This window comes from Vibrio sp. E14, assembly GCF_020515785.1.
Taxonomy (GTDB): domain Bacteria; phylum Pseudomonadota; class Gammaproteobacteria; order Enterobacterales; family Vibrionaceae; genus Vibrio; species Vibrio diabolicus.
In genome coordinates this window covers 299,963-320,665 of record NZ_JAHPJI010000002.1, presented here as the reverse complement: position 1 = coordinate 320,665, position 20,703 = coordinate 299,963, and the positions used below count along the sequence as shown (strand labels likewise).

At 45.4% G+C, this 20,703-nt stretch carries 17 protein-coding genes; 11 read left to right on the top strand and 6 right to left on the bottom strand.

Features of this window, described 5'->3' with window-relative positions:
• Positions 1–12: 12 nt before the first annotated feature.
• From LIX84_RS06740 to LIX84_RS06730, 3 genes are all read left to right on the top strand, one after another.
• Entirely contained in the window at positions 13–984 is a 972-nt protein-coding gene (locus tag LIX84_RS06740) for an ABC transporter ATP-binding protein (RefSeq protein ID WP_005396641.1), read from the top strand.
• Positions 963–1,976, top strand: a complete 1,014-nt coding sequence (gene oppF / locus LIX84_RS06735) for a murein tripeptide/oligopeptide ABC transporter ATP binding protein OppF (protein ID WP_006742812.1) — start codon at positions 963–965, stop codon at positions 1,974–1,976. Before LIX84_RS06740 ends, oppF begins: the two co-directional genes overlap by 22 nt.
• 167 nt (positions 1,977–2,143) lie before the next feature.
• Positions 2,144–3,091: a glutathione S-transferase family protein gene (locus LIX84_RS06730; RefSeq protein WP_226420966.1), complete on the top strand. Its 948-nt coding sequence runs from the start codon at positions 2,144–2,146 to the stop codon at positions 3,089–3,091.
• A gap of 114 nt (positions 3,092–3,205) precedes the next feature.
• Here LIX84_RS06730 and LIX84_RS06725 read toward each other — a convergent pair whose 3' ends face one another.
• Positions 3,206–3,628, bottom strand: coding sequence for a DUF7282 domain-containing protein (locus LIX84_RS06725; protein ID WP_226420965.1), 423 nt, complete (start codon positions 3,626–3,628; stop codon positions 3,206–3,208).
• A gap of 287 nt (positions 3,629–3,915) precedes the next feature.
• On the opposite strand from LIX84_RS06725, the gene LIX84_RS06720 reads away from it, so the two are divergent.
• Entirely contained in the window at positions 3,916–5,193 is a 1,278-nt protein-coding gene (locus tag LIX84_RS06720; RefSeq protein WP_226420964.1) for an MgtC/SapB family protein, read from the top strand.
• A gap of 111 nt (positions 5,194–5,304) precedes the next feature.
• Here LIX84_RS06720 and pta read toward each other — a convergent pair whose 3' ends face one another.
• On the bottom strand, positions 5,305–7,449 hold the full coding sequence (gene pta, locus LIX84_RS06715; protein ID WP_005396636.1) for a phosphate acetyltransferase: 2,145 nt from the start codon (positions 7,447–7,449) through the stop codon (positions 5,305–5,307).
• Positions 7,450–7,585: 136 nt separating this feature from the next.
• Positions 7,586–8,782, bottom strand: coding sequence for an acetate kinase (locus LIX84_RS06710; protein WP_005396635.1), 1,197 nt, complete (start codon positions 8,780–8,782; stop codon positions 7,586–7,588).
• Positions 8,783–9,128: 346 nt separating this feature from the next.
• On the opposite strand from LIX84_RS06710, the gene yfbV reads away from it, so the two are divergent.
• The 6 genes from yfbV to LIX84_RS06680 all read left to right on the top strand — a co-directional run bounded on the left by yfbV (position 9,129) and on the right by LIX84_RS06680 (position 16,410).
• A complete protein-coding gene (yfbV, locus tag LIX84_RS06705) occupies positions 9,129–9,581 on the top strand; it encodes a terminus macrodomain insulation protein YfbV (protein WP_005380809.1) in 453 nt (150 codons plus the stop codon).
• A gap of 342 nt (positions 9,582–9,923) precedes the next feature.
• Complete coding sequence (locus LIX84_RS06700) at positions 9,924–10,889, top strand: ABC transporter substrate-binding protein (RefSeq protein ID WP_047010059.1); 966 nt, start codon at positions 9,924–9,926, stop codon at positions 10,887–10,889.
• A gap of 174 nt (positions 10,890–11,063) precedes the next feature.
• A complete protein-coding gene (locus LIX84_RS06695) occupies positions 11,064–11,999 on the top strand; it encodes an ABC transporter permease (RefSeq protein WP_226420963.1) in 936 nt (311 codons plus the stop codon).
• The gene (locus LIX84_RS06690) at positions 11,996–12,790 is read left to right on the top strand and encodes an ABC transporter ATP-binding protein (RefSeq protein WP_005396631.1); all 795 of its coding nucleotides are present in this window, start codon (positions 11,996–11,998) and stop codon (positions 12,788–12,790) included. The genes LIX84_RS06695 and LIX84_RS06690 overlap by 4 nt, the downstream gene beginning before the upstream one ends.
• Positions 12,791–12,931: 141 nt before the next feature.
• Positions 12,932–14,758 (top strand): maltodextrin glucosidase, encoded by a 1,827-nt coding sequence (malZ, locus tag LIX84_RS06685; protein ID WP_226420962.1) that lies wholly within the window; start codon positions 12,932–12,934, stop codon positions 14,756–14,758.
• A gap of 176 nt (positions 14,759–14,934) precedes the next feature.
• On the top strand, positions 14,935–16,410 hold the full coding sequence (locus LIX84_RS06680; protein WP_226420961.1) for a sensor domain-containing diguanylate cyclase: 1,476 nt from the start codon (positions 14,935–14,937) through the stop codon (positions 16,408–16,410).
• Between the two features lie 35 nt (positions 16,411–16,445).
• On the opposite strand, the gene dusC is transcribed toward LIX84_RS06680, so the two are convergent.
• Positions 16,446–17,405 carry a tRNA dihydrouridine(16) synthase DusC gene (gene dusC / locus LIX84_RS06675; protein ID WP_226420960.1) on the bottom strand — a complete coding sequence of 320 codons (960 nt, stop codon included), beginning with the start codon at positions 17,403–17,405 and terminating at the stop codon, positions 16,446–16,448.
• Positions 17,406–17,575: 170 nt separating this feature from the next.
• On the opposite strand from dusC, the gene LIX84_RS06670 reads away from it, so the two are divergent.
• The gene (locus tag LIX84_RS06670; RefSeq protein WP_225462050.1) at positions 17,576–18,193 is read left to right on the top strand and encodes a YecA family protein; all 618 of its coding nucleotides are present in this window, start codon (positions 17,576–17,578) and stop codon (positions 18,191–18,193) included.
• Between the two features lie 91 nt (positions 18,194–18,284).
• Here the strand turns inward: LIX84_RS06670 and dsbB are convergent, their stop codons facing one another.
• Positions 18,285–18,821, bottom strand: a complete 537-nt coding sequence (dsbB, locus tag LIX84_RS06665; protein ID WP_065646638.1) for a disulfide bond formation protein DsbB — start codon at positions 18,819–18,821, stop codon at positions 18,285–18,287.
• 83 nt (positions 18,822–18,904) lie between these two features.
• Positions 18,905–20,491 (bottom strand): Na(+)/H(+) antiporter NhaB, encoded by a 1,587-nt coding sequence (nhaB, locus tag LIX84_RS06660; protein ID WP_005396952.1) that lies wholly within the window; start codon positions 20,489–20,491, stop codon positions 18,905–18,907.
• Positions 20,492–20,703: the final 212 nt, after the last annotated feature.

Here is a 20,703-nt window from a genome sequence, read left to right as displayed (position 1 = left end):
AAGGAAGCAATGATGAGCTTATTAGATGTCAAAGATCTGCGCGTCGAATTCACCACGCAAGATGGTATCGTAACCGCAGTAAACGATTTGAACTTCTCTCTCAACCAAGGCGAAACCTTAGGTATCGTTGGAGAATCGGGATCAGGTAAATCTCAAACCGTATTCGCAATCATGGGCCTTTTGGCTAAAAACGGTATTATCTCTGGTAGCGCAAAGTTTGAAGGCAAAGAAATCTTAAACTTACCAGAAAAAGAACTGAACAAAGTTCGCGCTGAACAGATCGCAATGATCTTCCAAGACCCAATGACATCGCTGAACCCTTACATGAAGGTAAGTGACCAGTTGATGGAAGTGCTTATGCTGCATAAAGGCATGGGCAAAGCGGAAGCATTTGAAGAATCAGTACGCATGCTGGAAGCGGTGAAAATCCCTGAAGCGCGTAAGCGTATCACGATGTACCCGCATGAGTTTTCAGGCGGTATGCGTCAACGTGTAATGATCGCGATGGCGTTGTTATGTCGTCCTAAACTGCTTATTGCCGATGAGCCAACAACAGCACTTGATGTGACGGTTCAAGCACAGATCATGGACCTGCTTAATGAGCTTAAAGACGAGTTCAACACGGCGATCATCATGATCACGCACGACCTTGGTGTTGTTGCAGGTTCGTGTGACAAAGTGCTGGTGATGTATGCAGGTCGTACGATGGAGTACGGCAACGTAAACGAAATCTTCTATAATCCAAGCCACCCTTATGCAGAGGGTCTGTTGAAAGCGATCCCTCGCCTTGATACGGAAGGTGAAATTCTGCCAACCATTCCTGGTAATCCACCAAACTTGCTTCGTCTACCACCGGGCTGCCCTTATCAAGAGCGTTGTCACCGAGTGATGGATCGTTGTAAGCGTGAAGCGCCAATTCTGACTCCATTTGGTGATGGCCGTCAGCGCGCATGTTTTTCTGAATGGGAGGCTTGGAACAAATGAACGCAGTAGATAAAAAGCTAATTCTGGACATTTCAGAGCTGAAAGTTCACTTCAGCATTGCGTCAAAATCGGCATGGCCTTGGTCAAAGCCTTCAAGCCTAAAAGCGGTTGATGGGGTGAACGTTCGATTATACGAAGGGGAAACGCTTGGTGTAGTGGGCGAGTCAGGTTGTGGTAAATCGACGTTTGCGCGCGCCATCATCGGTCTTGTTGAAGCGACGGATGGCGAAGTAGTTTGGTTGGGTCAAGATCTAACTAAGATGAAAGACGTCCAACGTCGTGAAACGCGTAAAGAAATCCAAATGATTTTCCAAGATCCTTTGGCTTCTCTTAACCCACGTATGACGGTTGGCGACATTATTGCTGAGCCTCTTGAAACGTTCTACCCAGAACTGTCTAAGCAGGAAGTGAAAGACCGCGTTAAAGAGATGATGGCGAAAGTGGGTCTACTACCAAATGTGATCAACCGTTATCCGCACGAATTCTCGGGTGGTCAATGCCAGCGTATCGGGATTGCGCGTGCGCTTATCCTCAAGCCCAAGATGATTATTTGTGACGAGCCAGTATCGGCGCTTGATGTATCTATTCAAGCTCAGGTTGTTAATCTGCTTAAAGAGATTCAAAAAGAACTAGGCCTTTCTCTGGTATTCATTGCGCATGATTTGTCAGTGGTTAAACACATCTCAGATCGTGTTTTGGTCATGTACTTGGGTAATGCTGTCGAGCTCGGTGAGGCGGAGGCGCTGTTTGCTGATCCTAAGCACCCATATACACGCGCATTGATGTCAGCGGTTCCGATTCCGGACCCGAACATTGAACGCAGTAAGAAAATCCAGATGCTGGAAGGCGACCTTCCTTCGCCGATCAGTCCACCATCGGGTTGTGTGTTCCGCACTCGTTGCCCACAAGCAACCGAAGAGTGTGCGAAGACGAAGCCAACGATTCAAGGGAACGACGTTCACGCGGTATCTTGTTTGCACGTTAGTGTATAAATTCAGCCTGTGACGGGCTTAAGCGCGACACCTTCATCGGGTCGCGCTTTTTTTATGCATCTGATTTATACATTCGAATTTCTTGAACATGATGTCCTAAGTTCAGTGATTTTCTGTTTGATAGGAAACGCTAATATAGACATAAACAGAATGAGAGGAGCGCAATCATGGGTAAGTTGGTCGAAGGTGTTTGGCATGACGTCTGGTATGACACAAAATCAAATGGTGGCAAATTTGTGCGTGAAGATGCTGGATTCCGTAACTGGGTTAAAAACGAACCTGATGCGGAGTTTAAACCAGAGTCTGGTCGATACCATTTGTATGTCTCTCTTGCTTGTCCTTGGGCACACCGAACGCTCATCTTCCGCAAGCTGAAAGGCTTAGAACCCCATATTGATGTCACGGTTGTTTGCCCGGATATGTTAAGCCAAGGCTGGCAAATGGGGCTTCCTGAGCCACTATTTGGTCACACTCGTATGCACCAAATCTACACGCAGGCCAAACCAGATTACACAGGCCGTGTAACTGTGCCTGTGCTTTGGGATAAAAAGACCAATACGATCGTGTCGAATGAGTCGTCAGAAATTATTCGTATGTTTAACTCGGAGTTCAATGAGTTAACAGGAAACCACGATGACTATTATCCAGAACAGCTAAAGCATGTTATTGACGAGTGGAACGATTTTGTTTATCCAAACGTCAACAATGGAGTGTATCGCTGTGGTTTTGCGACCACGCAAGAGGCATATGAAGAAGCATTCGATTCTTTATTTGCTGCGCTAGATAAAATCGATTCGCACCTAGCGACGCATCGTTATTTAGCGGGGAATACTATTACTGAGGCTGATTGGCGTTTGTTTACGACTCTAATCCGTTTCGATGCCGTGTATGTGAGCCACTTCAAATGTAACAAGCAGCGCATCGCAGACTACGAAAATATTCAAGGATACTTAAAAGAGCTGTATCAAGTCGAAGGCGTCGAAGAAACCACGGATTTCTACCATATTAAACGTCACTACTATTTCAGCCACACAGGGATTAACCCGACGCAAGTCGTACCCAAAGGGCCTGATTTAGACTTAAACTCTCCTCATGGAAGAGAAATAATTAGCTAGTTTTCTGCCTCCATCAGAAATGAAAAAGTACTTAACGGTAAGCAATGTCGTTAAGTACTTTTATGCCAACTAAATACTAGGAGTAGGAGAGTGACTTTTAAATGTGCGCTCGTCTTACTTAACGCGCACGACGTCCATCACTAATTTTCCGTCGACTTTTACAGGGCCATCTTCTTTGGCTCCTAGTGTATATTCAAATACGCCAGTCTTCATTCCACCTTTTTCTCCGTGGACCATTAGCATCAGCATGTCGCCAGACTCAACCGGTTCCATCAAAATTGCATTCACGTTCTCATTCTGTCCCATCTTTAGTGGGGCATAGCCGATAACAGGGCCAGGCTTCATTGATTCGTCTGTTCGGTGGACGACCATCCATCCGTTGTCGTCAGCATGAGCCATTTTTGCGGTTACCGTTCCTCCGGACATATCTTGATCAACGCCTTTAATGCTTGGGGCTGAAAAGCTGAATGAAGAAAAACTGAACAGAATTGCAGCTAAACCAAGCTTTAGCTGTGAGTTGTTGATGGAGTTGTTCATATGTATTCCTTACTTATGTGTGAGTTTGCTTAATAGCAGTCCATCTTCGTTACGTAGTTCGAGTAAGAAAGTTCAGTTGAAATGTAAATAATGCTGATAAATTGAACAGGGAGGGCCGCTTCGTTCTATTACGTTTTGGTGGTAGGTAAAAGAATAATGAAATTATAAGACGCAATGGTAAGCCAGGTGCCGGGGCCATTTTCTGATTATCCTCTCATCGTCACAGCTTCTTACCCATATTCAAATAAACTAATGATATAACAACCGCTTTTTAACGGGGGTGATGCATGGATATCAATGAGTTTGTCAGTGGCGAGCATCTAATTTGGAATCTGCTTATTGCTCTATTACTGGGGGCAATTGTTGGCACCCAACGTGGCTGGGTGATGCGCAATAGCGTAGAAGGCAGTCGTGTCGCGGGCATTCGTACTTTTTCTTTAGTCGGTTTACTCGGTGGTTTAGTTGGCATTCTCGCCAACATCTATACACCTTTACTCATTGGTTTTGCGTTTATCGCTTTAGTCATCCTCACTTGCATCGCTTTTGTTATACAGCAGAAAAAGAGCGGAGATGTGAGCATCACTGGTGTGGTTAGTATCATGGTGGTGTTTGTTCTGGGTAACCTTGCCGTGTCGGGTGAGGCTGTTTTGGCTGCAGCAGCGGCCGTTATTACCGCGGTGGTGCTTGATAACAAAAGAGAGCTACATCAAGCGCTACAAAAACTGCAAGAGTATGAGTTAGACGCAGCACTGCGTTTATTACTTATCTCGATAGTCATGTTACCCCTGTTACCAAATCAATCTTACGGCCCTTGGAATGCACTTAACCCGTATGAGATTTGGTGGATGGTTGTGTTGATCGCTAGTATCTCTTTTGTCGGTTATTTTGCGATAAAAATCGGCGGGGCGAAGCGAGGTATTTTGTTTACGTCTGTATTTGCGGGGCTTAGCTCTTCGACAGCATTAACGTTGCAGTTTTCCCATCTTTCTCGTGAGCAAGCGAGCATCAGCCCGTTACTCGCTAGTGGTATTCTTCTGAGCTGCGGAACCATGTTCCCTCGTTTACTTATCGTACTGTCCGTTATCAATCCACAATTAGTGAAACTTCTTTGGCCAATTGTGATGGCGATGATGGTTGCGCTGTACATTCCGGCATGGTGGATTTGGCGCAGAAGTGAAGTTGAGCAGATTGAGCAATCAAATAAGCAAACGAACCCTCTTGCTTTGCAGTCGGCACTGTTCTTTGGCCTCGTGTTGGCGGTGATTATGCTGCTTGCTCATGCTTTGTCTGACTGGTTCGGCAATGCGGGTGTGTTGCTCCTTTCTGCTTTATCAGGGATTACTGACGTTGATGCGATCTCGTTAACCCTCGGACGTCAAAGTACGCAAACATTGAGCGTGACCACTGCTGCGTTAGGCATTTTGATTGCCGCTTCGGTTAATACCATTGTGAAAATGGGGATGGTCATCGCGATAGGGGATAAGAAGCTTTGGCGCCGAATCGCACCAGTGATGACAGGTTGTGTTGTGGTTGGGGCTGGGGTATTTATGGCGCTGTATTCGTAAGAGCGTATTAGTGCTATTGCTCATAGCCTCTTAGCTGTGTGGCCAACAAGAGAAAAAGCCCTCGACGAATCGAGGGCTTTGGATAGTTGTCCAACTAGATGTCAGAAGCGATTATTTAGCTTCTTGGTCTGCTTGGATTGCTGTTAGAGCGATTGTGTACACGATATCGTCTACTAGCGCGCCACGAGACAAGTCGTTTACAGGCTTGCGCATACCTTGCAGCATTGGACCGATAGAAACTAGGTCAGCTGAACGTTGTACCGCTTTGTAAGTCGTGTTACCCGTGTTTAGGTCTGGGAATACGAATACTGTCGCTTTACCTGCTACTGGAGAGTTAGGCGCTTTAGACGCTGCCACGTTTTCCATGATAGCTGCGTCGTACTGTAGAGGACCGTCGATCACTAGATCAGGACGCTTCTCTTTCGCGATGCGAGTTGCTTCACGTACTTTATCAACGTCTGCACCCTTACCAGATTCACCAGTAGAGTAAGAGATCATAGCAACGCGAGGGTCGATACCGAATGCTGCTGCAGAGTCAGCAGATTGGATAGCGATTTCAGCAAGCTGTTCAGCGGTTGGATCTGGGTTGATCGCACAGTCACCGTAAACCAGTACTTGATCAGGCAGAAGCATGAAGAATACTGAAGATACGATAGACGCATTTGGTGCAGTCTTGATGATTTGGAACGGAGGAACGATAGTGTTCGCCGTAGTATGAACAGCACCAGAAACTAGGCCGTCAACTTCGTCGTTCTCAAGCATCATTGTGCCTAGGAATACTGAATCTTGTAGCTTCTCACGAGCCACAACTTCAGTCATGCCTTTCGCACCGCGCAGCTCAACTAGACGAGCAACGTAGTTTTCACGAACAGCATCGGCATCGATGATGGTTACGCCAGTACCTAGCTCAACGCCTTGTTGAGCTGCTACGCGACGGATTTCATCTGGGTTACCTAGAAGCACACAGTCTGCAATACCGCGTTCAGCACAGATTGCTGCCGCTTTAACAGTACGAGGTTCGTCACCTTCTGGAAGAACGATACGCTTGCCTGCTTTACGAGCAAGTTCAGTTAGCTGGTAACGGAACGCTGGTGGGCTTAGACGACGAGACTTCTGAGTACCTTCAGTCATTGACTCGATCCAGTTACCGTCGATGTGACCAGCAACGTGCTCGTTGATGAACTCGATACGCTCTTTATCGTCTGCAGGTACTTCGATGCTGAAGCTCTGTAGGTTTAGAGATGTCTGCCAAGTGTTACCTTGTGCTTTGAAGATAGGTAGACCAGTGTCGAACGCTGGTTTACATAGACCTTCGATTTCGCGAGGGATGTCGTAACCGCCAGTTAGCAGTACAGCACCAATATCCACACCGTTCATTGCAGCAAGAGAAGCCGCAACGATAACATCAGGACGGTCTGCAGAAGTAACAAGTAGAGAGCCAGGTTTGAAATGCTCAATCATGTTTGGCAGAGAACGTGCACAGAAAGTGATGCTCTTGATGCGACGAGTGTTGATGTCACCTTCGTTGATGATATCTGCTTTCAGGTGCTTAGCCATGTCGATTGCACGAGTCGCAATCAGATCAATGCTCCATGGCACGCAACCTAGTACACGAATTGGAGAAGTGTTGAAGATTTCCATCACTTTCAATTCGTTTTGTTTCGCGCTATCTGCATCGTCAAAGATTTCAGATAGGTCAGGGCGAGTACGGCCAGCTTCGTCAACAGGAGCGTTTAGCTTGTTGATGATAACGCCAGAGATGTTTTTGTTCTTAGTGCCGCCGAAGTTAGAACATGCTACTTCGATACGCTCTTTCAGTTGCGCTGGGTTATCAGTACCTGGAGTCGCAACTAGCACGATTTCTGCACCAAGTGTTGCCGCGATTTCCGCGTTTACTTGGTTTGCAAATGGGTGCTTACGAGTAGGTACAAGACCTTCGATTAGCGTAACGTCTGCGTCTTTGTTGATTTGGTTGTAACGTTCAACAACGGTTTCTAGCAGCTCGTCCATGTTGTCGTTACCGATTAGGCTTTCAGCAACAGACATCGCCATTGGCTCACCGATCTTCATATCGCTGTTGTGGCCAACGATAGTTGAAGTCAGATCTGGCTGATCACCACCTGAACGTGGCTGACAGATTGGCTTGTAGAAAGAAACTTTAACGCCTTTACGCTCCATAGCGCGAAGAACACCCATGCTAACGCTTGTTAGGCCAACGCCTGCGCTAGTAGGGATAAGCATAATAGTACGAGACATTCGTAGAGTACCTTTAGCTATTTGGGGGATAAAAGCTCAACTCTTATTCCATGAAGCTCGAAGAATAGGAGTTGAGCCCCTAAGAAATTCGTTTGAATGAAAATCTGGCTAGCCGAGTGGCTAGCCAGTAATTCAATTAAAGACCTGTCAGGCGTGCAGTGTCTTCAGCGATGACTAGCTCTTCGTTAGTAGAGATAACCATTGCAGGGATACGGCTGTTTTCAGTCGTGATAACGCCTTCGCCGCCGAAGCGAGCTTTAAGGTTAGCTTCGCTATCTACTTCGATACCGAAGATGCCAAGACGGTTTAGAACCATTTCACGGATAGGGCCAGAGTTCTCGCCGATACCGCCAGTGAAAGTGATTGCGTCTAGACGACCGTCCATTGAAGCAGTGTAGCCAGCTACGTACTTAGCTAGACGGTGGCAGAACACGTCCATTGCGCGTGTTGCTTCTTCTTTCTCACCGTAGTTGTCTTCAACGAAACGACAATCAGAAGTCACTTCAGTTAGACCTTGAAGACCAGACTCTTTAGTTAGCATCGTGTTGATTTGATCAACAGAGTAACCTAGAGCGTCGTGCAGGTGGAAGATGATAGCAGGGTCGATGTCGCCACAGCGAGTACCCATTACTAGACCTTCAAGTGGAGTAAGACCCATAGAAGTGTCTACAGATTGACCGTTCTTGATTGCACATACAGACGCGCCGTTACCTAGGTGACAGTTGATGATGTTTACTTCTTCAACTGGTTTGTTTAGTAGGCCAGCAACTTCACGAGTGATGAACAAGTGAGAAGTACCGTGCATACCGTAACGACGGATACCGTGTTCTTTGTATAGGTTGTATGGAAGAGCGTATAGGTAAGACTCTTCAGGCATAGTTTGGTGGAACGCAGTGTCAAATACAGCAACGTTTTTCAGCTCTGGGAAGTTTTTCTTAGCCGCTTCGATACCGATGATGTGAGCAGGGTTATGAAGAGGTGCAAATGTTGCAGCGTCTTGAATACCTTTTAGAACTTCATCAGTGATTAGTGCAGATTGAGTGAACTGCTCGCCGCCGTGAACGATACGGTGACCGATTGCGCCTAGGTTAGCTTTAAGCTCTGGCTTAGAAGCAAGAATAGTTTCTACCATAAACGCTAGTGCTTCTTCGTGAGCTGCACCATTGCCTAGTTGAGCTTCGTGCTTGCCATCAAGTTTCCACTTGATGCGAGCTTCAGGAAGGTGAAGACACTCAGCAAGACCTGATAAGTGCTCGTCGCCGTTCTCGGCATCAACAACGGCAAATTTAAGAGAAGAACTACCGCAGTTTAAAACTAAAACTAGCTTAGACATGTATGACTACCTGTTATTCGTCTGATAAAAAATCAGTTAAAGAATGAAAAATTAATCACAAGAATAGCCGATACCCAGAAGGCTGCGTACTAATCCTGGTCAAAAATTGTTCTAATTCCATATAAAGAAATAGTGATGAACCCATCCATCACTATGATGCGATCCGTGCAGATAGATATCTCGGAGTTGCTTAAATTGTAAATAACAGCAACAATGAGATTGAGGGTCTGCAAAGGATAGCGATAATAAGCAATGATAACAAAAAAAATTTGAAAGAATATTAACTTTCATCAATTTTTTGTACCTTCAGTTGAAATGTTCAACTATTTTTTAGTGAGAGAGCGGTATGAGTAATAAAGTCGGATTGATCCATAGCCTGAAAGATGGCCAGAATTACATGGAGATCTGGCCGGTTCGTAAAGAGCTAAGCGCCATATTTCCGGAACAGCGTATCATTAAGGCGACTCGCTTTGGCATTAAAGTCATGCCAGCCGTTGCTGCGATCAGCGTACTCACTCAAATGGCATTCAACAATTACCACGCGTTACCTCAATCCATTGTTGTTGCCTTGTTTGCGATTAGCTTGCCACTTCAAGGGATTTGGTGGCTTGGTGCTCGATCCAACACGAAATTGCCGCCTTCTCTGGCGTCTTGGTATCGGGAGCTGCATCAAAAGATTGTGGAAACAGGTTTTGCACTAGAGCCTGTTAAAGCTCGCCCTCGTTATAAAGAGCTTGCGATAATACTGAATCGAGCGTTTCGTCAGCTTGATAAGTCCTCACTAGAGCGTTGGTTCTAATCTAAGTTTTTTGAAATGGAGTGTGCATTAGCCACTCCATTTTTGATCCTGCCTGTGATTACCTTGCGCTTCAGCCACTCCTACCATCTTTGATGGTGCGTACATTACTTGGTTTACCAAGGATTCTTATCGAGATGAAGAGACCTCTCGATCACAAATGTTGCTTTAGTGTTAAATCTTTCTTTTCTTTACTAAGACTTAGTAGTAATAATAAAAAAAGATGCGCAATAAGTGCACAGTTATACGAACACAACATTACCCCCTTCAAACATTTGAATTCACGAGTCGATATTCATGTTGAATGCTCGCGAAACAAGGACGAAGTCACATCAAGGAGTTATGATGAAAACGAAACGTTTATTAGCCACTGCCGTTCTATCTGCTACTGCTATTTTCTCTTCTGCCAATGTACTGGCCGCCACTGCAACCGTTGCAGTTTCACAAATTGTCGAACACCCCGCGTTAGACGCGACGCGTCAAGGATTGCTTGATGGTTTAAAAGCGAAAGGCTACGAAGAAGGCAAAAATCTAGAATTTGATTATAAGACCGCACAGGGTAACCCTGCGATTGCAGTGCAAATTGCCCGTCAGTACGTCGGCGAAAATCCTGATGTGTTAGTGGGTATCGCGACGCCTTCGGCACAAGCCTTGGTGTCGGCAACGCGCTCTATTCCTGTTGTCTTTACTGCGGTAACAGACCCGGTCGGTGCGAAATTGGTTAAGTCGATGGAACAACCAGGCAAAAACGTAACTGGCCTGTCTGATCTTTCACCCGTTGCTCAGCATGTCGATCTCATCCAAGAAATTCTCCCTCAGGTGAAAAGCATCGGGGTTGTATTTAATCCCGGTGAAGCTAATGCCGTGACTTTGGTTGAACTACTAAAAGAAAGCGCAGAAGCAAAAGGCATACAAGTGGTTGAAGCGACCGCACTAAAAAGTGCTGATGTTCAGTCTGCGACTCAAGCCATTGCAGCGAAATCAGACATTCTTTACGCCCCAACAGACAATACAGTTGCAAGTGCGATTGAAGGGATGATTGTGGCAGCGAATCAAGCGAAAAAACCTGTATTTGGTGGTGCGACGTCATATGTCGAAAAAGGTGCGATCGCTGGTCTAGGTTTTGACTACTACCAGGTTGGTGTACAAACCGCGGATTACGTGGCGGCGATTCTTGATGGTCAAGAACCAGGCAAGCTGGATGTAAAAGTCGCGACGGGCTCTGACCTTGTAATTAATGAAAGCGCAGCATCTAAGCTCGGTATCAAGCTGCCAAGTTCTGTGGTTGAACGTGCGACAAGCATGCAATAAGTAACGCTTTTTTGGGTTAAGCCTGTCACATTAGTTGGTAGAGGCTTGCCCCAAAGTTGATACTCGCCGGATTTCTCGTGCAGAGCATTCTGCTGGAGAAGAAGGGGAGTATACGTTAGAAGTCTTAAGTTCAGGTTGGTATTAGCCAGCCTGAACATGCAGAAAGGAGCAGTTATGTCTGCATTTGCTTTTTTTGGCGCACTCGAAATTGGCTTAATTTATGGCCTAGTTGCCTTGGGTGTGTATCTTACGTTTCGTGTTCTCGATTTCCCCGATTTGAGTGTGGATGGCAGCTTTCCAATGGGAGCGGCGGTGGCAGCAACGGCGATTGTCGCAGATATTAATCCTTGGCTTGCGACAATAATGGCGATGATAGCCGGTAGTATGACGGGGTGGGTAACCGCTTTTCTGGCTGTTCGATGTGGTATTTTGCACCTGTTAGCTTCCATTCTTACCATGATCGCGGCATTTTCAATCAATATTCGTATTATGGGCAAACCTAATATGGCGTTGCTTGGAGAGGATACGATTCTCACTCCGTTTGAAGCATTGGGCGATGCGATGTTTATTCGCCCTCTGGTTGTTGGGGTCTTAGTTCTTTTGTCCGCTTTCTTTGTCATTCGCCTGCTGAACAGCGACTTTGGTCTTGGTTTACGAGCCACGGGCGTGAATGCGCGTATGGTTTCTGCGCAAGGGGCGAGCACTGGTTTTTATACCTACTTTGGGTTGGCTTTATCCAACGGTTTTGTCGGATTCGCAGGCGCGTTGTTTGCACAAACGAACAGCTTTGCAGATGTGACCTCTGGCGTGGGCACCATTGTGGTTGGTTTGGCTGCTGTGATTTTGGGCCAGACCCTTATTCCCGGGCGAAAAATTTGGGTTGCGGTATTTGCTGTCATCATCGGTTCGGTACTTTATCGTCTTGCAGTGGCTTTCGCTTTGAGCTCTGGCATGTTTGGTTTACAAGCTTCAGACCTCAACCTTGTTACCGCAGTATTGGTGGCTGTGGCGCTTATTGCTCCAAAGCTAAAACAGAGCATGAGAGCGAAACAACGCGTTACCGATGCTAAACAAGCGGCATCAAAAAATGGTTCGGGGGAGGCGTTATGATTGAACTTAATAACATTCAGGTCACGTTCAACCCAGGGACGATTTTAGAAAATCGTGCATTGAAAGGCGTCTCTTTAGAGGTTCCAGAGCATCAATTTCTTACCGTGATTGGTTCTAATGGCGCAGGAAAATCGACGTTGCTTGGTGCGGTGACAGGTGAGACGCCGATGATAGGTGGTCAGGTGATCATTGATGGCAAAGACGTCACCAAGCAGACGGTAGCCCAGCGTGCGACGCAATGCGCACGAGTGTTTCAAGATCCATTGGCCGGAACCTGTGGAGAGCTAACGATAGAAGAGAACATGGCTTTAGCGTACATGCGTGGTAAAAAACGCAGTTGGGGTTTGGCGCTTTCAGCTAAACGTCGCAAGCTGTTCCAAGAGCGAATTAGCATCCTAGGGCTTGGCTTAGAAGATCGTCTGGGCGATAGCATTGGCTTACTGTCCGGTGGACAACGACAAGCCGTTAGCCTTGTGATGGCGACGTTATCGGAGAGTAAGTTGTTACTGCTTGATGAACACACGGCTGCGCTTGATCCTCGTATGGCGGCGTTTGTTATCGACTTAACTAAACGTATTGTCGATGAGTTCGATTTAACCGTGATGATGGTGACGCATTCGATGAAAGACGCATTAGCATGTGGCGATAGGACCGTAATGCTTCACCAAGGTGAAATTGTGCTTGATGTGGCTGGAGAGCAGCGCGCTAACATGCAGGTACCAGACTTGTTGGATATGTTCTCCAAAGTGCGTGGTGAAGAGCTTGCAGATGACAGTCTCTTGTTGAACTAAGCGGTATCCGACAAGTCACTACGCCTACTAAGTGTGATCCTCCTTGGGAAAATTGGCTTATATGCCAACTCGCAAGGAGGATTTCTTGTCTCTCATTCTTCAATAACATAGTGGCATATCCGATGACGAGGAGTGCCCATAATGAACCTGCCATTTATTTTTCATAGTCAAACCATTGATGGTTTAGCTTTTAATCACGAGCAAGTCACAGTCAGACTGAAAACCGAGACATTGGATTTTGATTCCGTATATGTGCGTCTTGAGCCGGACAATGAAGAATATCTGGTCGACATGGCTCAAATTGGAACAACTGGGGAATTGTTACTATGGGAAGCCTCGTTCCGACCAAATCGAGATCGAGATGTCACACATTATGTGTTTAAGCTCCTCAAAGACGGACAACAATACTGGCTCGATGCACGAGGCGTACAAAAGCGTATTCCACCCAAAGAGTTCCACTTTAAGTTGAATGTAAACCATCAACCACCAAGCTGGGTCCAAGAGCAAGTGTTCTATCAAATCTTTCCTGACCGTTTTTCTGCTAGTAAAAGTGAATCTGACATTCGTAAAGCTTATGCTCAGCATGATTCAGAAGCGATCATTAAATCGTGGGGAGAAGCGGTGGGGTCTCACAAAAATACAGGAGCAAGAGAGTTTTTTGGCGGCGATCTCAAAGGTGTGGAACAAAAGTTGGACTATCTTGAACAGCTCGGCGTTACTGCGCTTTATTTTAATCCGATTTTTTCTTCACCAAGTAACCACAAATACGACACTACGGATTACTTCACTGTTGATCCTATGTTTGGCACCAATGCTCAGTTTGCGGAACTGTGTGAGAAGATTCGCGGTAAGAATATGAAGATTGTCTTAGACGCGGTGTTTAACCACACGTCAGTGCATCATCCTTGGTTTGATATCCAACAAAAAGGAGAAGGGGCGTATAGCAATCCGCAGTCAAAGTTCCGCGATTACTACTTTTTTGAAGGCGAAACCAATCACTATATTGGTTGGAAGGGCATTGGTAACTTACCGGTTCTGAACTTCGAAAATGAACAAGTGCGTGACTATATCTATCAAAGCGAAGCATCTGTCATTAAGCACTGGCTGAAGCCACCATACTCAGTCGATGGTTGGCGATTTGATGTTATTCATATGCTTGGCGAAGGAGAGGGAGCGAAAAACAATGCTCATTATGTTGAAGCGTTTCGCCATGCGACGAAGTCAGTCAATCCGAATGCCTATGTGCTAGGTGAGCACTTTTTTGAAGCAACACAGTGGCTGCAAGGTGACCAAGAAGATGGGGCGATGAACTACTACGGTTTTGCTCATCCAGTTCGAGCTTTTATCGCGCAGCAAGATATTATGTATGAACCAATCAACATTGATGGTTTGGAGTTTAAAGCATGGTTGGACGAAGCCAGAGCAAAAATTCCATTTTCGAATCAGCTATCGCAGCTAAATCAACTCGATAGTCATGATACTGCTCGTTTTATCACACTGGTTGATGGTGATAAGCGTAAAATGAACATCGCACTTGCTCTGCTCATGACATACGTCGGTACACCTTGTATTTACTATGGGAGTGAAGTCGGACTAGAGGGAGGGCTGGACCCGGATAATCGTCGCTGTTTCCCTTGGAATGAAATCGAAAACTCAGCATGGCTGTCGATTTACAAGCAATGGATTTCGATACGTAAACAGTACAAGTCTTTACAGTCTGGTAGTATTCAATGGCTGCATTGCGATACCAACGTGCTGGCTTATGCGCGCGTACTTGGAAGTGAAGCGATCGTTGTTGTGATGAATCTAAGTGGCGATGAGTGTTCAATTGACATGCCTCTGTGGCAACTTGGTTTGGAGGCTACCCATCTTTCGTCACTTCTGGATGGACGCGAACTTATTGATTATAAGGGTCATCTTTCTGTCAATATACCTGCACAGAGCTTCAAATTGTGGCAACTGAAGTGACACTACATTCTATATTGATTAAACTTCTTTAATATATAAACAGTCTCCTACAATGCGTACACATTTGTTGGTTATCTGATTATCTGGCGATGCGCACTACGCATTGCCAGTTGATAAGACAGCGTAATCCCATTGTTTGATAAGAGACTAACTACCTTTCACATACATGGTACTCAATGGTTAACCAAAGGCGATTTAGTCTCTCATTTGTCATCTTTTTTCCCCTCGCATTATTTGTAGTGGTTTTGCTTGTTACGACAAAAAACTACTACGATGCGGTCAATCGCTATATTGATTCTGAGTATGCACGTATTGATCGTGCCATGTCCCGTGGTATTAAAGTCCTCACCGCCTTAGATTATAGTTTTACTAACTATACGAATTACGCTAACCCATTGTCTGAAGAGCACAATTCTTTAGTCAAAAAGGGGCTTTGTTATATTTGGCCGATAGACGTCTTGTTGCTAGAGAGTGTCTACAGTGAGGGGTTACCTGCGGTTGATCTTGATTACATGATCGTGGGCGATGAAAGCTTATGTCAGCAAGGTTCAACGATTAACCAATTAGCTGAACAAAAGGCGGGTTTTGCGCCGTCATTGTCTTTTCTGCACGATATTGAATCCCATATCGTTGGTATTCATTACATCGATAAGCGTGGTTACGTCATTTCGTCTCCTGACACGTACGCGAAAAACTTCACTAGAGAGCTTTGGTCAACGCTAAAAGCGCGCCCATTTTGGCAAAAAACGGCACAAGATAAAGTGAACATCACCTTGGCCGGACCTGGGCCGATGTTGGATTCGATGGAAGGTCAAATCATTAGTATGACGGTGCCTGTTTACGAAAAAGGGAGGCATCAAGGTGTGCTGTCCATTGATTTTGATGTCAATGCGTTGATGGCTTCGTCGCTAGGTCTTGTTGGTAAGTTTCATTTGGTTTCCAATTTACAATCCATTCCTTCAAACAGTACATGTATCAAACCAGTCGAGTTAGAGCGATTGAGTGCGAATCACAGCATGTATTACGAGTACAACCTTTGGGATGAAGCTAAGAACCTAGCGGTGTTCGAAAAATACAGCCTTATTGTTGCGATCTCTATTTACGTTTTGAGCACAGTCGTATTGTTCTATGTGAATATGCGTAGTGAGCGACGTTATTTTAAAGATCTCGCCGCCAGAGATCCGATGACGAGCTTGTTGAACCGTCGAGGAATGCAAACCGTGTGGCGCAATAAGATGACGAAAAAACAGGTTGCATTAGCATTGTTCGATATTGATAACTTCAAGAAGATCAATGATACCTATGGTCATGATGTCGGCGATTCTGCGATTCAGCTAGTTGCAAAATGTATACGTGAAAATATTCGCCACACAGATGTCGCCTCAAGGTTTGGTGGCGAAGAGTTCGTGTTGGCGATTTACGACGAAGACTCGGAAGGCATTAAGCTAATTTTAGAGCGGGTAAAAAAAGCCATAGACGAACGCTCGACACGCGTGACTAAAGAAGGTTTTACGATCTCTGGCGGTGTGGTGTTCAGTAAAGAGAACCGAGTGGAAAGCTTTGATGAGTTATTTAAAGCGGCGGATGAAAAGTTATATCAAGCCAAGAGTACAGGCAAAAATAAGATTTGCTACGAAGATCTAAGCGCTTAAAGGGCGAGCAGTTCGCCCTTTGCAATGCTCGGATTTTATGCAAACTGAGAATTTAACTCATCACGATAACGTTGAATATGCTCAACAATCGGCGCGGCTTTGTTAAACGTTCGGATTTCTCTGAATAGATCTTTTGCTTCAGGATAGGCCTGACGTAAGTAAGAGAACCATTGTTTTACGCGGTTTGGATAGTACAAACCTTTGTCGCCTTTCATCTCAAACTTGGAGTAGTAGATCAGTAGCTCAACCACCTCGGGCCATGACATTGGCTGGTGGTTGTGTTTTACCATGTTGCCCAAGTTAGGGATATTGAAAGCGCCGCGGCACACCATCAAAGAGTCAACGCCAGTCGTTTCAATGCAACGTTGACCATCTTCATAATTCCAAATTTCGCCATTCGCAATAAGCGGAATATCAAAACGTTCGCGAATTTGGTTGATGTAATCCCATTTTATCTCAGACGCTTTGTAACCACCCTGCTTAGTCCGAGCGTGAACGGTGAGTTCATTTGCACCAGCAGATTGAATGGCATCAACAATTTCAAAGCAATCTTCAGGGTTTTCCCAGCCAAGACGAATTTTTGCAGTTACGGGGATTGCCTCTGGAACGGCTTCTCGACAAGCTTTTACCACACGGTGAATTAGCTCAGGATGCTGAAGTAGAGCAGCACCGCCCTTACTTTTATTGACCATTTTGGCTGGGCAACCAAAATTTATGTCGATGCCTCTGGCGCCTAAGCTCGCCGCTTTAATTGCGTTCTCAGCCATCCAGTTTGGTTCTTGTCCTAATAATTGCACATGTACTGGCACACCTGATGCGGTTTGAGAACCTTGCAACAGCTCCGGGCATAAACGGTGAAATACATGATCGGGCAATAACTGGTCGATGACTCGAACAAATTCCGTAACACATAGGTCATAGTCGTTTATCTCGGTCAGGATTTGGCGCATCAAATGGTCTAAAACGCCTTCCATTGGGCCTAGTACAACTCGCATAGTTTGCCTAATACAGTTTGGTGATAAAAAGGAGGGCGATTGTAGCGATGTAAGCTAAGTTTGTCATTAAAAGACTCAAAGCACTCAATACAGTCAAACTCGCAACTCCCGGTTACGTGCTTTTATGCTCTGAGGTATAATGCCGCCAAATTTATGGGAAACCAGATGTCATGCAATACACATTGATTGAGAAAGGCGAAATTCACATCGATGAATCTTGCCTATTTATCGAAGGCGCAGTGCTCGCTGCTAATCTGACGACAAAACCACTCGCTCCTGAAAAGTGGTTAGAGCCGCTATTAGGTGAAGGATTCAAAGCGATTCAACCGGCAGTAGAAGAGCAAATTCACAAGCAGCACAACCGAATTCAACGAAACGAATATTCCGTGTTAGGGCTAACAGGCACAGAACCTGAGCAACTTGCTGATTTTGCCGAAGGCTTTATGTCTGTTTGGCCAATGATTGAAGAACAATGGCAAGGCGTTGAGCTCAATGATGGATTGCAACGTATGCTACAAGCATTACTGACCACTTTGATGCTGGCTATCGATGAGTCGGCAACGCAGCAACAGATGCGCGACGCCGGTATTGAAACGCCTCCAGCTCTTGCAGACTTGGTCGACCAGCTTGATTTGATGGTTGGTGAAGTGGCGTTAGGCGCGGATGAGTTGATGGTAGGCAATAAGGCTCAAAGCCTAAACCCATTCAAAGGTATCGGGCGCAATGATCCTTGTCCTTGTGAGAGCGGCAAAAAGTTCAAGCAGTGTTGTGGTCAATCACGTGGTTGAGTTAACGTGGTTAAGTTAAATAGCCGCGATGTTTACTCAGTAAAAAGCCGACCATCTGGTCGGCTTTTTTCGTTATCATTTCTCGGAAGGATTAACGAATCGGATTAGTGCGTCTTGCTGGGAAGAATTGTGCGATCACAATTAATGCTAAAGCAATTAAATTGCCCGCGAAAATAACTACTAACCATTGTGGCATTGATAAATCGAGGAATTGCCAAACAATCTTCGAGCAATCACCGTATGCTTCGAATATCCAAGGAGCCCACTGATTAAGCGGAGCCCAGCTAGGGAATGTTACGAATAAATCACAAGTCGCGAATGGTGATGGGTTAAACTGATAATCAACGTGCTGCTGAGCAAGCAACAGTCCTTTGTAAGAGCTTAATCCCCAGCCAATCAAACCTAGCCAACGGAAAACTGGGTTATTTGGTGCCATAAGACCAACGATTGCAGCGACACCCACTCCCATCATCGCGACTCGTTCGTAGATACACATGACACATGGTGCAAGCATCATGACGTGCTGAAAATAGAGGGCACATGCTTCAAAGAAAACGACGAATAGCAGAAGCAGCAGCCACGATAAGCGTCCCTTCGAAAACTGGTTAAGTGAATTTAAAATAGTCACGTTTTTGTTCCTGTCTGAAATAGAAAAAGCTCTGAATACTCAGAGCTTTTTAACGTGGATAAGTTTCCTAATCAACTCAAATTTTAGTGACCGCCGGAGACTACGGGAGTCAGATCACCACTATGAGGTAAAATCCAGCCTGCATCGTAGAAAGAAGCCGTTGCAGGCTCTAGGAAGAACATAATGCCCATTAGCCCGACAATCGCAAGAACGATGGTGTAAGGCAGCGCCATGATAACCATTCGACCGTAAGACAGACGAATTAATGGAGCGAGAGCCGAGGTGAGTAGGAATAGGAATGCCGCTTGACCGTTTGGCGTAGCAACAGATGGTAGGTTAGTACCAGTGTTGATAGCAACTGCCAGTAAGTCGAACTGCTCGCGAGTAATGAGACCTTCAATGAGTGCTGTTTTTACTTCATTGATGTAAACCGTACCGACGAATACGTTATCCGACACCATTGATAGTAAGCCATTCGCGACATAGAACAGAGCTAACTGAGTGCCTTTATCTTCAACGGCAAGCACCGCGTCGATAACTGGTTTAAACAACTCTTGGTCGATGATTACCGCAACGATCGAGAAAAATACCGCAAGTAGTGCAGTGAAAGGCAGAGCCTCTTCAAACGCTTTACCCATGGAATGCTCTTCAATGACGCCAGTGAAAGCCGTCGCTAAGATGATCACTGAAAGACCAATTAAGCCTACCGCCGCCAAGTGCAAGGCTAATGCCACGATCAACCAAACGGCAATAAGCCCTTGAACCCATAGCTTTGCAACGTCTTGATTGGTACGCGTTTTGCGCTCTTCATTGTCAAAGTCAACGAGGATTTGACGAACGTTGTTAGGAAGCTTTGCACCGTAGCCAAACACTTTAAGCTTTTCGACTAGAGCACAAGTGATGAGACCGCAGAAAAATACGGGTAGCGTCACTGGAGACATACGGATTAGGAATTCACCAAATAACCAACCCGCTTGGTCTGCAATAATTAAGTTCTGAGGTTCACCCACCATAGTGGTTACGCCACCTAACGCAGTACCTACACCAGCGTGCATCAACAATGAGCGTAAAAAGGCGCGGTAATTTTCTAAGTCATCACGCGTTAACTCAGTGATCGTGTCATCTTGTGTGTGGTCATGGTCACCAATCGGATTACCTGACGCCACTTTGTGGTAGATAGAGTAGAAACCGATCGCCACACTGATAACAACGGCGATAACCGTCAAAGCATCCAAAAACGCAGATAAAAATGCAGCGGCAAAGCAAAACGCAAGTGATAGAAGGGTTTTGGAGCGAATACCAAGTAAAATTTTGGTAAAAATGAACAGCAATAAATGCTTCATGAAGTAGATGCCCGCAACCATAAATACCAGAAGCAGTAATACTTCAATATTTGCCACCAACTCGTGCTTAACTTGCGCAGGGCTAGTCATGCCGATAGCGATGGCTTCAATAGCAAGTAAACCACCAGGTTGTAATGGGTAGCATTTTAATGCCATTGCAAGCGTGAAAATAAATTCAGCAACCAGCAACCACCCAGCAACAAATGGGTTTATTAGGAAGAATACAATCGGGTTAATTATTAAGAAGGCTATAATGGCAACTTTGTACCAATCAGGCGCTTTACCAAGAAAGTTCTTGATAAAAGCGTTTCCGAGCGATATCGGCATGATAATTCTCTTTATAACAAAATTATGAATAGACACTACAATAGTGCTTAAGTATCTGTTTGTTAGACTTATTAACTAGTCTTTTAAAACAATAACTTAGTAAAACAACAATCCTTTGTTTATTGCAGTCTTGCCAAGTTACTTCCCCTGAACTCAAGCACCGCTCACTTTCGACCGCAAACTCTACACTCAGGCATTTATTAGTCAATAAC

Excerpts from the sequence above, each read along its gene's own strand:
- LIX84_RS06690 (WP_005396631.1), top strand. The coding sequence starts at position 11,996 with ATGATTGAACTTAATAACATTCAGGTCACGTTCAACCCAGGGACGATT.
- LIX84_RS06720 (WP_226420964.1), top strand. The coding sequence starts at position 3,916 with ATGGATATCAATGAGTTTGTCAGTGGCGAGCATCTAATTTGGAATCTG.
- LIX84_RS06680 (WP_226420961.1), top strand. The coding sequence starts at position 14,935 with ATGGTTAACCAAAGGCGATTTAGTCTCTCATTTGTCATCTTTTTTCCC.
- nhaB (WP_005396952.1), bottom strand. The coding sequence starts at position 20,491 with ATGCCGATATCGCTCGGAAACGCTTTTATCAAGAACTTTCTTGGTAAA.
- pta (WP_005396636.1), bottom strand. The coding sequence starts at position 7,449 with ATGTCTCGTACTATTATGCTTATCCCTACTAGCGCAGGCGTTGGCCTA.
- LIX84_RS06695 (WP_226420963.1), top strand. The coding sequence starts at position 11,064 with ATGTCTGCATTTGCTTTTTTTGGCGCACTCGAAATTGGCTTAATTTAT.
- oppF (WP_006742812.1), top strand. The coding sequence starts at position 963 with ATGGGAGGCTTGGAACAAATGAACGCAGTAGATAAAAAGCTAATTCTG.
- LIX84_RS06725 (WP_226420965.1), bottom strand. The coding sequence starts at position 3,628 with ATGAACAACTCCATCAACAACTCACAGCTAAAGCTTGGTTTAGCTGCA.
- LIX84_RS06730 (WP_226420966.1), top strand. The coding sequence starts at position 2,144 with ATGGGTAAGTTGGTCGAAGGTGTTTGGCATGACGTCTGGTATGACACA.
- dusC (WP_226420960.1), bottom strand. The coding sequence starts at position 17,405 with ATGCGAGTTGTACTAGGCCCAATGGAAGGCGTTTTAGACCATTTGATG.
- malZ (WP_226420962.1), top strand. The coding sequence starts at position 12,932 with ATGAACCTGCCATTTATTTTTCATAGTCAAACCATTGATGGTTTAGCT.
- LIX84_RS06700 (WP_047010059.1), top strand. The coding sequence starts at position 9,924 with ATGAAAACGAAACGTTTATTAGCCACTGCCGTTCTATCTGCTACTGCT.
- yfbV (WP_005380809.1), top strand. The coding sequence starts at position 9,129 with ATGAGTAATAAAGTCGGATTGATCCATAGCCTGAAAGATGGCCAGAAT.
- LIX84_RS06710 (WP_005396635.1), bottom strand. The coding sequence starts at position 8,782 with ATGTCTAAGCTAGTTTTAGTTTTAAACTGCGGTAGTTCTTCTCTTAAA.
- LIX84_RS06740 (WP_005396641.1), top strand. The coding sequence starts at position 13 with ATGAGCTTATTAGATGTCAAAGATCTGCGCGTCGAATTCACCACGCAA.
- LIX84_RS06670 (WP_225462050.1), top strand. The coding sequence starts at position 17,576 with ATGCAATACACATTGATTGAGAAAGGCGAAATTCACATCGATGAATCT.